Source organism: Streptomyces sp. NBC_00086 (genome assembly GCF_026343255.1).
Classification (GTDB): domain Bacteria; phylum Actinomycetota; class Actinomycetes; order Streptomycetales; family Streptomycetaceae; genus Streptomyces.
In genome coordinates this window covers 1,785,530-1,798,650 of sequence record NZ_JAPELZ010000001.1, presented here as the reverse complement: position 1 = coordinate 1,798,650, position 13,121 = coordinate 1,785,530, and the positions used below count along the sequence as shown (strand labels likewise).

Annotated in this window: 13 protein-coding genes; 11 read left to right on the top strand and 2 right to left on the bottom strand. The window is 73.2% G+C overall.

What is annotated here, in order from left to right:
• Window positions 1–326 precede the first annotated feature (326 nt).
• From OG276_RS07970 to OG276_RS07935, 8 genes are all read left to right on the top strand, one after another.
• Complete coding sequence (locus OG276_RS07970; protein WP_266903768.1) at window positions 327–1,265, top strand: TauD/TfdA family dioxygenase; 939 nt, start codon at window positions 327–329, stop codon at window positions 1,263–1,265.
• An 87-nt stretch (window positions 1,266–1,352) separates the two neighbouring features.
• Window positions 1,353–1,910 carry an NADPH-dependent FMN reductase gene (gene ssuE / locus OG276_RS07965; protein WP_266903767.1) on the top strand — a complete coding sequence of 186 codons (558 nt, stop codon included), beginning with the start codon at window positions 1,353–1,355 and terminating at the stop codon, window positions 1,908–1,910.
• Window positions 1,911–2,001: 91 nt separating this feature from the next.
• Window positions 2,002–3,033 (top strand): ABC transporter substrate-binding protein, encoded by a 1,032-nt coding sequence (locus tag OG276_RS07960; protein WP_266903766.1) that lies wholly within the window; start codon window positions 2,002–2,004, stop codon window positions 3,031–3,033.
• Between the two features lie 7 nt (window positions 3,034–3,040).
• Window positions 3,041–3,856: an ABC transporter ATP-binding protein gene (locus tag OG276_RS07955; RefSeq protein WP_266903765.1), complete on the top strand. Its 816-nt coding sequence runs from the start codon at window positions 3,041–3,043 to the stop codon at window positions 3,854–3,856.
• Window positions 3,857–3,966: 110 nt separating this feature from the next.
• Window positions 3,967–4,755, top strand: a complete 789-nt coding sequence (locus OG276_RS07950; protein WP_266912603.1) for an ABC transporter permease — start codon at window positions 3,967–3,969, stop codon at window positions 4,753–4,755.
• A gap of 290 nt (window positions 4,756–5,045) precedes the next feature.
• Window positions 5,046–6,383 (top strand): LLM class flavin-dependent oxidoreductase, encoded by a 1,338-nt coding sequence (locus OG276_RS07945; RefSeq protein ID WP_266903764.1) that lies wholly within the window; start codon window positions 5,046–5,048, stop codon window positions 6,381–6,383.
• Window positions 6,380–7,963: an FAD-binding protein gene (locus OG276_RS07940; RefSeq protein WP_266903763.1), complete on the top strand. Its 1,584-nt coding sequence runs from the start codon at window positions 6,380–6,382 to the stop codon at window positions 7,961–7,963. The genes OG276_RS07945 and OG276_RS07940 overlap by 4 nt, the downstream gene beginning before the upstream one ends.
• Entirely contained in the window at window positions 7,960–8,328 is a 369-nt protein-coding gene (locus OG276_RS07935; RefSeq protein ID WP_266903762.1) for a ferredoxin family protein, read from the top strand. The genes OG276_RS07940 and OG276_RS07935 overlap by 4 nt, the downstream gene beginning before the upstream one ends.
• A 99-nt stretch (window positions 8,329–8,427) precedes the next feature.
• Here the strand turns inward: OG276_RS07935 and OG276_RS07930 are convergent, their stop codons facing one another.
• Both OG276_RS07930 and OG276_RS07925 read right to left on the bottom strand, forming a co-directional pair.
• A complete protein-coding gene (locus OG276_RS07930; RefSeq protein WP_266903761.1) occupies window positions 8,428–9,348 on the bottom strand; it encodes an NADP-dependent oxidoreductase in 921 nt (306 codons plus the stop codon).
• Between the two features lie 130 nt (window positions 9,349–9,478).
• Entirely contained in the window at window positions 9,479–10,198 is a 720-nt protein-coding gene (locus tag OG276_RS07925) for a DUF2470 domain-containing protein (RefSeq protein ID WP_266903760.1), read from the bottom strand.
• A 204-nt stretch (window positions 10,199–10,402) separates the two neighbouring features.
• Between OG276_RS07925 and OG276_RS07920 the strand changes: the two genes are divergently transcribed.
• From OG276_RS07920 to OG276_RS07910, 3 genes are all read left to right on the top strand, one after another.
• A complete protein-coding gene (locus OG276_RS07920) occupies window positions 10,403–10,798 on the top strand; it encodes a cell division protein SepF (RefSeq protein WP_250742110.1) in 396 nt (131 codons plus the stop codon).
• Between the two features lie 775 nt (window positions 10,799–11,573).
• Window positions 11,574–12,692 carry an ATP-binding protein gene (locus OG276_RS07915; protein WP_266912601.1) on the top strand — a complete coding sequence of 373 codons (1,119 nt, stop codon included), beginning with the start codon at window positions 11,574–11,576 and terminating at the stop codon, window positions 12,690–12,692.
• Complete coding sequence (locus OG276_RS07910) at window positions 12,689–13,081, top strand: nucleotide pyrophosphohydrolase (protein ID WP_266903759.1); 393 nt, start codon at window positions 12,689–12,691, stop codon at window positions 13,079–13,081. The genes OG276_RS07915 and OG276_RS07910 overlap by 4 nt, the downstream gene beginning before the upstream one ends.
• The last annotated feature ends 40 nt before the right edge of the window (window positions 13,082–13,121 follow it).

Sequence of the window (13,121 nt, the reverse complement as noted above, 5' to 3'; positions counted from 1 at the left end):
TCTTCGCGTTCCCGAGTCTCTGAATCTCCGCGTGGCCGGGCGTTCGTGCCCCGTCCCGCGGGGTGCCCGTAGGGGCGCGTGGCTCCGCGGTTCAGGGTGATCGTCATCGGGCATTGCGGCCCCGCTCGCCTCCGTCGCCCTCCGGCGGCTGTCCGTCGAAGCCCGCCGTCCGCCGGACGTCGCGGCCCGCCCCGTCCGGCCGCCCGCCGGCCTCCGCCTCCGCCTTCGTTCACCCGTCCGTCCGTAGCCCGTCTTCCCCGGCCGGATCTCCACCGTTCTCGCTTTCCCTTATTTCTTCCGCTGCGGAAATAAACAAGGAGCCCATCATGTCCACTGCCACCCGCACCGACCTCACCGTCACCAAGATCGGCGGCCGCATAGGCGCCGAGATCGGTGGGGTCCGGCTCGGCGGCGAGCTCGAAGCCGAGGCCGTCGCCGGGATCCGGGCCGCGCTGCTCGCCCACAAGGTCGTCTTCTTCCGCGGTCAGGACCACCTCGACGAGGACGGGCACGAAGCCTTCGCCGAGCTGCTCGGCGCGCCCGTCGCGCACCCCACCGTGCCCTCCGCCGACGGGCGTTACGCGCTCGGCATCGACTCCCACCACGGAGCCCGCGCCAACCAGTGGCACACGGACGTGACCTTCGTCCCCGCCTACCCCGCCTTCTCCATCCTGCGCGCCGTCACCATCCCGCCGTACGGGGGCAACACCCTGTGGGCCAACACGGCCGCCGCCTACGCCGGCCTGCCCGAGCCGCTGCGCGTCCTCGCCGACAGCCTGCGCGCCGTGCACTCCAACGAGTACGACTACGCGGCCCTGAAGCCCGACGCCCTTCCCGAGGCGTTGGCCCAGTACCGCGAGGTGTTCACCTCGACCAAGTTCCTCACCGAGCACCCGGTGGTCCGGGTCCACCCCGAGACCGGCGAACGCACCCTGCTGCTCGGCAACTTCGTCCAGCGGATCAACGGGCTCACCGGCCGCGACTCGCGACTCCTCCAGGACCTCTTCCAGGCCCACATCGAGCTCCCCGAGAACACCGTCCGCTGGCAGTGGCAGGCCGGTGACGTCGCGATCTGGGACAACCGAGCCACCCAGCACTACGGCGTCGACGACTCCGACGACCACGAGCGCACCCTGCGCCGCGTGACGGTCGACGGCGACGTCCCGGTCGGGCCCGACGGGGTCCCGTCCCGGCTGATCAGCCCGGAGACCGTGCCGGACCCGGCCTTCGGCATCGCCTCCGGAGCCTCCACCTCCGAAGCCTGAGCCGACAGGCGAAGAAGACAGAAGCAGAAGCAGACGCAGAACCAGAACGACCCGTCCCGACCCGCCCCATCAGCCAAGGAGCGCTCCGTGCCCAAGCTGCTCGCCCTCACCGGCAGTCCGTCCGTCCACTCCCGTACCGACGTGGTCGCCGATCACGTGCTGCGCCGCCTGAACCACGCCGGGTTCGAGACCGCGCAGCTCGCCGTCCGGGAGCTCCCCGCCGCCGATCTGCTCGCCGCCCGCCGCGGTGAGCCGGAGATCCGCCGGGCCCTGGAAGCCGTCGCCGAAGCCGACGGGATCGTCATCGCGACGCCCGTCTACAAGGCCTCGTACACCGGACTGCTCAAGGCCTTCCTCGACCTGCTCCCGCAGGACGGGCTGGCCGGCAAGACGGTCTTCCCGCTGGCCACCGGCGGCAGCCTCGCCCACGTCCTGACCATCGACTACGCCCTGCGCCCGGTCCTCGCCGCGCTCGGCGCCCGGCACGTCACCGCCGGCCGCTTCGTCCTGGACTCCTCCGTGGAGCGCGGGTCCGGCCCGGACCGGCTGCGCCCGGAGGCGGAGCTGGACCTGTACCAGGCCGTCGACGAGTTCGCCGAGGCCCTGCGCGCGGCTCAGGCCGCCGCGCTCGCCACCGCGCGCTGATCCCCGTACGGAAACCGCCCCACCCTCCCTCTCTCCCTCACTGACCTCCCGCCCGCCCGACCAGCCCGACCCGGATCGACAAGGAATCGCCATGTCCGCAGCCTTCACCTCCACCCGTACCTCCCGACGCCAGTTCCTCACCCTGCTCGGCATCTCGGCGGCCGCGGTGAGCTGCGGGACGGCGACCGCCAGCGGCGGCCGCGGTGGCCAGATCACCTCCCTGAAGTACCAGGGCAACGTCGGCGCGGTCAGCCTGCCCGAGCTCGCCGCCGACCTCGGCTACCTCGGCGACGTGACCCTGGACTGGGTCGGCAACACCATCAGCGGCCCCCAGGACATCCAGTCCGCGGCCACGGGCCAGACCCACTTCGGCGGCGCCTTCAACGGCGCGATCGTCAAACTCGCGGCGAGCAAGGCCCAGATCAAGGCCGTCACCTCCTACTACGGCTCCGACCAGTACAGCTACCTCGGCTACTACGTCCTGGAGGACAGCCCGATCCGCTCCGCCCGCGACCTGATCGGCAAGAAGGTCGGCATGAACACCCTGGGCGCCCACGCCCAGGCCCTGCTCGACATCTACCTGGAGCGCAACGGCGTCCCGAAGGCCGACGCGGCCAAGGTCGAATCCCTCGTCGTGCCCCCCGTCAACACCGAACAGGCGCTGAGGCAGAAGCAGATCGAGGTCGGCGTCCTCAGCGGCGTGCTGCGCGACAAGGCCCTGGCCACGGGCGGCATCCGGCCGCTGTTCAAGGACTTCGAACTGCTCGGCGCGTTCAGCGCCGGCTCGTACGTGATGACGCAGAAGTTCATCAAGGAGAACCCGGACACCGTCCGCACCTTCACCACGGGCGTGGCCAAGGCCATCGACTGGTCCCGCGCCACCCCGCGCGAGGAGGTCATCGCGCGGATGACGGAGATCGTCAAGAAGCGCGGCCGCAACGAGGACACCTCGACCCTGCAGTACTGGCGCTCCTACGGAGTCGCCGAGCAGGGCGGCCGGATCGCCGACAAGGAGTTCCAGCTGTGGATCGACTGGCTGGGCGGGCGCGGGGAGATCAAGAAGGGCCAGCTCAAGGCGGCCGACCTCTACACCAACGAGTTCAACGCGTCCGGGAAGGGCTGACGGCGCCATGGCGAAGATCGTGTTCGACTCCGTGACGAAGACCTTCCCGACGAAGGACAAGAAGACCGAGTTCACCGCCCTCGACGGCATCGACCTGGAGATCGGCTCCGGCGAGTTCGTGGTCGTCGTGGGCCCCAGCGGCTGCGGCAAGTCCACCCTCCTGGACCTGCTCGGCGGTCTGACCCCGCCCACCTCCGGCCGGATCCTGCTCGACGGCAAGCCGGTCACCGGGCCGGGACTCGACCGGGGCATCGTCTTCCAGCAGTACGCGCTGCTTCCGTGGCGCACCGCGCTCGGCAACATCGAGTTCGGCCTGGAGGCCACCGGCGTCCCGCGCCGCCAACGGGCGGCGAAGGCCCGCGAGTTCCTGGACCTCGTCGGTCTCACCGGGTTCGAGGACCGGCACCCGCACGAACTGTCCGGCGGCATGCGCCAGCGGGTCGCCATCGCGCGCTCGCTCGCGTACGACCCGGACGTGCTGCTGATGGACGAGCCGTTCGCCGCGCTCGACGCGCAGACCCGCGAGTCCCTCCAGGACGAACTGCGCCGGATCTGGCAGAGCACCGGCAAGACGGTCGTGTTCATCACGCACGGCATCGAAGAGGCCGTGTACCTCGGGCAGCGGGTGGCCGTCATGACCTCCCGCCCCGGCAAGGTCAAGCAGGTCGTGCCGGTGTCGTTCGGCGACCGGGCCACCGGGGCCACCGGTGAAGACCTGCGCTCCAGCCCGGAGTTCGCCCGCTACCGCCACGAGATCTGGACCCTGCTCCACGACGAGGTGGCCCGCGCCCAGCAACTGGAGAAGGAGGAGGTCGCCGTATGAGCACCACGGTGGAAGCGGCGGTGGAGGCGGAGCCGGAGGCCGGGGCGGCGACAGCCGTACGGGACCTCGCGCCCCCGGACGTACGGACCCCCGCGCGGCCCCCCGTACGGGTGCCGGCCGCGCCCCTGGCGCTGCGCGTCCTGCGGGGGCTGCGGGCGGTGGCGCTGCGCTCGGCGGCGATCCTCGCGCTGCTGGCCCTGTGGGAGGCGGCGCCGCGGCTGGGGCTGGTCGACGCGACGTTCCTGCCGCCGGTGAGCGAGGTCGCCAAGGCCTGGTGGGAGCTGCTGGGCAACGGGCAGCTCGCCGAGCACAGCAAGGCCAGCCTGGCCCGCTCCTTCGGCGGATTCGGCATCGCGGTGGCCGTCGCGGTCCCCCTCGGCCTGCTGATCGGCTGGTACCGGCCGGTGGCGGCGCTGCTCGGGCCGCTGCTGGAGGTGTTCCGCAACACGGCGGCGCTCGCGCTGCTGCCGGTGTTCGTCCTGCTGCTGGGCATCGGCGAGACCTCGAAGGTCTCGATCGTCGTGTACGCCTGCGTCTGGCCGATCCTGCTGAACACCATCAGCGCCGTGGGCAACGCCGATCCGACGCTGGTGAAACTGGCCCGCTCCATGGACCTGTCCACGCCGAAGCTGTTCCAGAAGGTGATCCTGCCGGCGTCGGTGCCGGTCATCTTCACCGGCATCCGGCTGGCGGGGGCCGTCTCCATCCTGGTCCTGGTCGCCGCCGAGATGATCGGCGCGAAGGCGGGCCTCGGCTACCTGATCAACGCCTCCCAGTTCAACTTCGCGATCCCGCAGATGTACGCGGGCATCGTCACGATCTCCGCGATCGGCCTGGCCTTCAACCAGGTCCTCGTCACGATCGAACGCCGTCTGAGCACGTGGCGCGTCCCGTCCTGAGGCCCGGCCACCCCTGACGCCCGAGCCCCGGTCCGGCCCGGTCCACGTGGTCGGGGCCATGGCCCCTGGCCCCGGCCCGGGACCCCTGGCCAGGGTCCCGGGGCCCTGTCCCTGACCCCTGGCCTTCGGACCGGTCAGGGCTCTCGGCCTCCACGCATGACTCCCGGCCTCCGCGCATGACTCCCGGCCTCCGGCCGGGCACCAAACCCCGGGTCCTTTCGGCCCCGTTCCCCCCGTTCCCGGCCCCCGCCCCGCGGGGTCCCCGCCCGGATCCGAACCGAGGACCAGACATGACCGCACCGCGGACCCTCCACCTCAACGCCTTCCTCATGAACGCCGGGCACCACGACGCCGCCTGGCGCCACCCCGCCAGCAGCCCCGAGCGGATCACCGATCTGCGCTACTTCCAGGAACTGGCCCGCACCGCCGAGCGCGGACGGCTCGACTCGATCTTCTTCGCCGACGGGGTGGCCCTCTGGGGCAAGGCCCGCTACAACGCCGTCGGCGGCTTCGAGCCGCTCACCCTGCTCTCCGCGATCGCCGCCGTCACCGAGCACATCGGCCTGATCGCCACCGTCTCCACCACCTTCAACGAACCCTTCAACACCGCCCGGAAGTTCGCCTCCCTCGACCACATCAGCGGCGGCCGCGCCGGCTGGAACATCGTCACCTCCGGCAGCGTCGACGAGGCCCGCAACTTCAACCGGGACGAGCACCTGGAGCACAACCTCCGCTACGACCGGGCCCGCGAGTTCCTCGACGTGGCCACCAAGCTCTGGGACAGCTGGGAGGACGACGCGATCGTCCTCGACAAGGAGAACGGCATCTACGCCGACACCGACAAGCTCCACCCCGCCGCGCACCGCGGTGAGTACTTCGGCGTCGCCGGACCGCTCAACGTGCCCCGTTCCCCGCAGGGCCACCCGCTGCTCGTGCAGGCCGGATCCTCCGAGGACGGCAAGGAGTTCGCCGCCCAGTACGCCGAGGCCGTCTTCACCGCCCAGCAGACCCTCGCCGACGGGCAGACCTTCTACAAGGACCTCAAGTCCCGCCTCGCCAAGTACGGCCGTACCGAGGACCAGCTGCTCGTCCTGCCCGGCATCGCCCCCGTCATCGGTTCCACCGAGGCCGAGGCCAGGGCCCTGGAACAGGAGCTCACCGAGCTCCAGATTCCGGAGTACGGCCTCGCGCAGCTCTCCAACATGCTGGGCGTGGACCTCAGCGGGCTGCCGCTCGACGGCGGGCTGCCCGACCTGCCCGAGGAGCGGGACATCAACGGCAACAAGAGCCGCTTCACGCTCGTCGCCGAGCTCGCCCGCCGCGAGGGCCTCACCCTGCGCGAGCTGATCGCCCGCCTCGGCGCGGGCCGCGGCCACCGCGTCTTCGCGGGGACGCCCGAGCAGATCGCCGACCAGCTGGAGGAGTGGTTCACCCAGGGGGCCGCCGACGGCTTCAACATCATGGCTCCCGTACTCCCCACCGGGCTGACCGACTTCGTCGACCAGGTCGTGCCGATCCTCCAGAGCCGCGGACTCTTCCGCACCGAGTACACCGGCCGGACCCTGCGCGAGAACTACGGCCTGGCCCGCCCCGCCAACCGCTACGCCACCGCCGGGGCGACCCCGTGAGCGAGCACGTCGCCGACGTGCTCGTCGTCGGCGGGGGCCCCGCCGCCGCCTGGGCCGCCCTCAAGGCGGCCTCGGCCGGGGCCTCCGTGGTCCTCGCCGACAAGGGCTACTGCGGCACCAGCGGGGCGACGGCCGCCGGCGGCACCGGCGTCTGGTACGTCCCGCCGGATCCGGCGGCCCGCGAAGCGGCGATGGCGAGCCGCGAGGGACTCGGCGGGTACCTCGCCGACCGGCGGTGGATGTCCCGGGTCCTCGACGAGACGTACGACCGGATGAACGAGCTGGCGGACGAGGGGCGCTACCCCTTCCCGACCGGCCCCGACGGCCGGCCGCTGCGGGGCGGCCTCCAGGGGCCCGAGTACATGCGGCGGATGCGCATCCGGATCCGCCGCGCCGGGGTCCGGATCCTCGACCACAGCCCCGTCACCGAGCTGCTGACCGACGCGGACGGCGCCGTCGCGGGCGCCGTCGGCCACCGCCGCCAGGCCGGCGAACCCTTCCGGGTCCGGGCGGGCGCCGTCGTCCTGGCCACCGGGGGCTGCGCCTTCCTCAGCGGCGCGCTCGGCACCAACACCAACACCGGGGACGGCGCGCTGTTCGCCGCCGAGGCCGGGGCCGAACTGTCCGGCATGGAGTTCTCCAACTCCTACGGGATCGCCCCCGAGGGCACCTCCGTCACCAAGACGGCCTTCTACACCTTCGCCACCTTCTACCAGGAGGACGGCGAGGTCCTGGAGGGCGCCGCCAGCCTCGGCGGCCGCTCCGCCATCGCCCGCGAACTCCTCACCGGAGCCAAGGTCTACGCCCGCCTCGACCGGGCCGACGCCACCGCTCAGGCCGCGATGCGGCTCGCGCAGCCGAACTTCTTCCTCACCTTCGACCGGCTCGGCATCGACCCCTTCACCGAACGCTTCTCCGTCACCCTGCTGGCCGAGGGCACCGTCCGCGGCACCGGCGGGATCCGGATCACCGGGGACGACTGCGCCACCTCGGTCCCCGGGCTGTACGCCGCCGGGGACGCGGCCACCCGTGAGGAGATCTGCGGGGGCTTCACCGGAGGCGGCAGCCACAACGCCGCCTGGGCGATGTCCTCGGGCAGCTGGGCCGGGGCCGGCGCGGCCCGGTACGCCCGCTCGCTGGGCTCGGGCCGGGCCGCCTTCCGGCCGGTCACCGGGGCCGGCGGGGCGGGCCTGCGCCCGACCGGGGGCGCCGGGTCCGCGGCCGGGCCCGGCGAGGCGCGGGAACTCGTACGCCTCGTCCAGGAGCAAGTGCTGCCGTACGACAAGAACTACCTGCGGCACGGCTCCGTCCTCGGGGGCGCCCTCGGCTCCCTTGACGAGGTATGGGCGCAGCTGCGCGGCTCCGTGCGCGGGGAGGGTGCCGGGCTCGTCAAGGTCCGCCAGGCGGCGGCCATGACGGCGCACGCCCGCTGGATGTACGCCTCCGCGCTGGCCCGTACGGAGAGCCGCGGGATGGCCCGCCGGCTCGACCACCCGGGGCAGGACCCGGCGCAGCACCACCGCATCGTGACGGGCGGGCTCGACCGGGTGTGGACGCGGCCGGCGGAGCTGGTCGCATGATCGAACTGGTCTCGGCCGAGCGGTGCATCGCCTGCGACAAGTGCGTGGAGGTGTGCCCGACCGACGTCTTCGAGCGGGGACCGCAGGGGATCCCGCTGCTCGCCCGGCAGGAGGACTGCCAGACCTGCTTCCTCTGCGAGGCCAACTGCCCCGTGGACGCGCTGTTCGTGTCCCCGCTGACCCGTCCGGTCCCCGAGGACCCGGCCGTACGGGACGAGGCCGGGCTCGCCGGCCGGGGTCTGCTCGGCAGCTACCGGCGGGAGATCGGCTGGGGCGAGGGGCGGACACCGGGCGCCCTGCGGGCGATCGGCCCCTCGCTCGGCCCGGCGGGCGGCGGCGGTGCGGCGCCGCCGATCACCTCCTGAGCGAGGGGTCGCGTCGCGTACGGAGTCACGTGCCGTCGGAGCGAAACGCTCCGGCGGCACGTCCGTGTGCGGAGGCCGGGGCAGGGGCCCGGCCCCGGCTCAGACCGTCAGGACGATCTTGCCGCGGGTGCGGCCCGTGGCGCTCAGCTCCCAGGCCTTCGCCGCCTCGGCGAGCGGCAGCGCGTGCTCCACGTTGACCGTGAGCCGGCCCTCGTCCGCGAGCTCGGCCAGGAAGGTCAGGTCGGCGGTGTCCGGGCGGACCCACAGCTGGTGCGCGCCCTGGGCGGCCGCGGTGGAGTCGGCGATGGACACCACCCGGTGCCGCTCCTTGACCAGGGACTGGAGCGCCGGGACCACGTCGTCGCCGAAGAAGTCCAGGGCGGCGTCCACCCCTTCGGGCGCCAGCTCGCGGACCCGGTCGGCGAAGCCCTCGCCGTACAGGACCGGTTCGGCTCCCAGCGAGCGCAGGTAGTCGTGGTTGTGCGCGCCGGCCGTGCCGATGACGCGTGCGCCGAGGGCGACGGCGATCTGCACGCCGAGGGAGCCGGTGCCGCCGGCGGCGGAGTGGATGAGCACGGTCTCACCGGCCTTGAGTCCCACACGGGTCAGGGACTGGTAAGCGGTGAGCCCGGCCAGCGGGATCCCGGCGGCCTGCTCGAAGGTCAGCTCGCGCGGCTTGCGGGCGAGGGTGCGGACGGGGGCGGTGACCAGCTCGGCGTAAGTGCCCAGCTCCACCCACTCCTTGCGGACGTAGCCGTACACCTCGTCGCCGACGGCGTAGTCGAAGGTGTCCTCGCCGACCGCCTCGACGACGCCCGCGACGTCCCAGCCGGGTATGACCGGGTAGCGGACTTCGAGGATCGAGTCGAGGTATCCGGAGGCGAGCTTCCAGTCGACCGGGTTCACGCCGGCGGCCTTGACGCGGACGATGACCTCACCGGGACCGACCTTGGGCTCCGGAACCTCGGTGAGAGTGAGGATGTCAGACGTTCCGTATGCGGTGTATGTGATTGCCTTCATGATCCTTTCAACAGGCCTTCGGGGGATCGTTGTTCCGGGTTCGAGCGCTCCTTTCCGGCCATTCCGGCAGTTCCGGCCGTTCCGTTCTTTCCGGCCCGCTCCGGAATGGCCTATTCCCGGGGGAGGTCGCTCAGGCGGGCAGGGTGTTGCGGTGCGAGCTGCGCCGGGCCGCGCTGAACAGGGCCTGGATCTGCGCCCCGGACTGCTCCACGTCGTCCAGCGGGGAGGGGAAGGGGATCCGTACGTCGTGGTGCCCGTGCCGCTCCTCCAGCCGCAGGGTGATCCCGTACCGGTCCATGGCGAGGGGCAGCGCGCGCAGGACGGCGGACCCGGCCCCCGCGTCCGCCGCCGGCCGCGGCCGGACCAGGCGCAGCAGGAGGGTGACCAGTTCGGCGTGGTCGTCGAGGAGATGGGTGAGCATCCCGGCCTCGTAGGGGGCGAGCGGGTCGGGGCCGGCCGCGTCCAGCTCTTCGAGGCCGACGTACGAGCGGGCGCCGTCGGGGGTTTCGAGGACGGCCCGGCCGAACTCCACGCAGGTGGAGCCGGAGCCTTCGGCGCTTCCGTCCGTATAAGGGGTGAGCAGGCGCCCGACGAGGGTGACCCGGGCGCGCACGCGGTCCCGTACGGGGGTGGGCGCGATGTCCGTGAACTCCAGCCGGATCGCGGGGCGGTGCTCGGAGCGGGCGTTCGGATCGGCGGGGTGCAGGTGCAGCCGGCCGAGGGGGTCGGTGCCGTCGAGGTGGCGGATCTCCGTGCGCCGGCCGTCGGTGACGACGGTCATGGAGTGGGCGGCGGCCAGGACGGACCGGATCCGCTCGGCGTCGGTGGGCAGCGGCAGGGGCAGGTGCATGTGGATCTCCGTCGTCCCGAGTGGCGAGATGGCGCGTACTTAGGTATGCCTAACCTAACCTACTCGACGGGCGGGGGGTAGGTGAGGGGTGGGCGGAGGGTGGCAGGCGGGGCGTCTCAGCTGCCTCGTGTCGGTGTTGGGCTGAACGGGTGAAACGCGAGAGGATGGGGGGATGCACATGAAGCGCAAGGCCGAGGCGGCCTGGTGAGCAGGTACGACGTCACCGACGAACAGTGGGAGGGGCTCGCGCAGGTGGTTCCCCTGCGGAGCCGCAACGAGTGGCCCTCCCGGGTGGATCACCGCACGATCCCCACGGTTCCGGGGGCGTCCGCGGCGGAGCAGCGGCGCTTCGTGGTGATCCGGGTCCAGGTCTTCGCGGACGCGCGGGAGGTGGCGGAGTACCTGATCGCGCAGATCCCGGTGCTGCTGGACCTCACGGGCGCGGACGGCGAAGTCGCCAAGCGGATCCTGGACTTCAGCAGCGGCGTGGTCTTCGGGCTGGGCAGCGGGATGCACCGGGTCGACCGGAACGTCTTCCTGCTGGCGCCCGTCGGGACCGAGGTGGAGGGGATCGCGGCCGCGGCCGTCCCCCGATCGTAGGAAGGTCCCGCGGGCGGAACGGTTCGCCGGACCCACGGGGGGTCCGGCGGCCCGTACCGTCCCGCGCATGACCTCGCGCCTCGCCACCCCACCGGCCCCCGCCCCGGCTTCCGCCACGCCTCCCACCGCGCTGACCGCGCCGCCTGCTTCACCGGCGCCGACGGCCTCCGCGGCTCCGGCTGCGCCCGCCGTCGCTTCGGCCTTGCCCGCCGGCACGTCGGCTGCGCCCGCCGTTGCGTTGGCCGGGCTCCCCGCCTCCGCTGCTTCTGCCCTGCCCGCGGCCCCCACGGCTTCCGCCGTGTTCGCCGGCCCGGAGTTGGCCGTTGGCCAGGTCACGGCTCCTGCTGGCGCTCCGCTCGCGGCACGGGCACGGGCACGGGCACAGGCGCCTGCGTCGGCCCAAGTTCCGGCCTCAGCTCCGTCTTCAGCCCCGGCTCCGGCCGCCTTAGCCTCGGCTCCGGCCTTAGCCTCGGCTCCGGCCTTAGCCTCGGCTCCGGCCTCGGCCGCGGCTCCGGCCTCGGCCGCGGCTCCGGCCTCGGCCGCGGCTCCGGCCTCGGCCGCGGCTCCGGCCTCGGCCGCGGCTCCGGCCTCGGCCGCGGCTCCGGCCTCGGCCCCGGCTCCGGCCCCGGCCCCGGCCCCGGACCTGGTCCGGGTTCCGCCCCAGGCTCCGGCCCCGGCTTCGGCTCAGGCCCCGGACCCGGTCCGGGTTCCGCCCCAGGCTCCGGCTCCGGCTCCGGCCCAGGACCCTGCCCCGCCCGCCGCAGGCGCCCCGCATCTGCGGCCCGCCGTCACCGAGTTGCGGCTCTCCGCCTACGGGGCGCACCGCGGGGCACGGTTCGCTCTCGGGCCCGTCACCCTCTTCGCCGGGCCGAGCGGGAGCGGCAAGTCCCAGGTGCTGGAGGCCTACGGAGCGCTGGCCGCCCTGGGCGCCGGGGCCACCCTGGAGGAGGTGTTCCCCGACCCGCGGGCCCGGATCCCGGACCGGGCGGTGCCCGATGCCGAGCGGCGCCGGGGCTTCCGGATCGGCTGTACGGTCGACGGCCCCGCCGGGCCGGTCCGGCTCGACCTCGCCGTCCAGGCGGAGCCGACGCTGCGGATCGTCGGCGAGCGGCTCTCCGTGGGCGGGCAGGTCCTGCTCGCCACCGCACTCCGCGACCCCGGGCGACGGTCCGTACAGGCGGCCTGGCTGACCGGCGGAGCCACCGGGGTCACCCGGGCCCCGCTGCCCGACGACCGGCTCGGGACCGCGCTGCTCCCGCTGCGGGTGGCCGGGGCCACCGAGGGGCAGCGGCAGGTGCTGGCCGCCGCCGAGCAAGTGGTGGTCGCGCTGCGCGCGGTGTTCCCCTGTGACCCCCGCCCGGAGCGGATGCGGGAGCCGGTCCTGCCGGGGGAGGGGCGGCTGCTGGCCGACTGCGCCAACCTGGCCGATGTGCTGCGCCGGACCCGCCTGGAGTGCGGCACCCGGTACGGCCTGCTGACCGGGGCCGCCCGTACCGCCTGCGCGGGCTGGGTCGCCGGGCTGGACGTACGGGCTCCCGAGGGCGGCCCGGTCACCGGCCTGCTGGACCGCGGCCCGGACAGGCCCGCCACCGAACTGGCCCGGCTGGGCGCGGGCGAGCTGCGTTTCCTGGCCCTCGCGCTGGTGCTGCTGACCGGGCCGGGCGTCCTGGACGTGGATCCGGCGGCCGAACTGCCCTCCGCGCGGCAGGCACTGGCCGTGCTCGCGGACGGCTTCGACCGGGACCTGGACGGCCGGCAGACCGCCGAGCTGCTGCGGCTGGCCGTACTGGCGTGCGGGCGCGGGCAGGTCAGGCTGGCGGCCTCGGCGGGCGAGGCCTGCGCGGCGGCCGCCCGGGAGGTCGCGGGGGTCTCGGTGGTAGACCTGGGTGCATGAGCGAAGAGCATGGAGTGACCGGGGGAGAAGAGGGGGCCGGTGAGCGGATCGACCGGCTCCAGCGGCGGCTCGCCGAGTTCGCGGCGGCGCGCGGGTGGGAACCCTTCCACACGCCCAAGAACCTGGCGGTGGCGCTGAGCGTGGAGGCGGCCGAACTGGTGGAGATCTTCCAGTGGCTGACGCCCGAACAGTCCGCCAAGGTCATGGAGAAACCGGACACCGCACACAGAGTGGCCGATGAGGTGGCGGACGTACTCGCCTACCTGCTGCAGTTCTGTGAGGTCCTCGGGGTCGATGTGCTGGATGCGCTCGCCGCGAAGATCGAGCGGAACGAGTTGCGGTTCCCCGTCCCGGGCACTCCCGGGGCAGACCGTCACTCTTCGGAGTGATGGCGATATCCACAACCATCTTCGGTGTCCACAATTTCCG

Coding starts and splice junctions, on each gene's coding strand:
- OG276_RS07935 (WP_266903762.1), top strand. CDS start 7,960: ATGATCGAACTGGTCTCGGCCGAGCGGTGCATCGCCTGCGACAAGTGC.
- OG276_RS07945 (WP_266903764.1), top strand. CDS start 5,046: ATGACCGCACCGCGGACCCTCCACCTCAACGCCTTCCTCATGAACGCC.
- OG276_RS07930 (WP_266903761.1), bottom strand. CDS start 9,348: ATGAAGGCAATCACATACACCGCATACGGAACGTCTGACATCCTCACT.
- OG276_RS07970 (WP_266903768.1), top strand. CDS start 327: ATGTCCACTGCCACCCGCACCGACCTCACCGTCACCAAGATCGGCGGC.
- OG276_RS07955 (WP_266903765.1), top strand. CDS start 3,041: ATGGCGAAGATCGTGTTCGACTCCGTGACGAAGACCTTCCCGACGAAG.
- OG276_RS07925 (WP_266903760.1), bottom strand. CDS start 10,198: ATGCACCTGCCCCTGCCGCTGCCCACCGACGCCGAGCGGATCCGGTCC.
- OG276_RS07960 (WP_266903766.1), top strand. CDS start 2,002: ATGTCCGCAGCCTTCACCTCCACCCGTACCTCCCGACGCCAGTTCCTC.
- OG276_RS07910 (WP_266903759.1), top strand. CDS start 12,689: ATGAGCGAAGAGCATGGAGTGACCGGGGGAGAAGAGGGGGCCGGTGAG.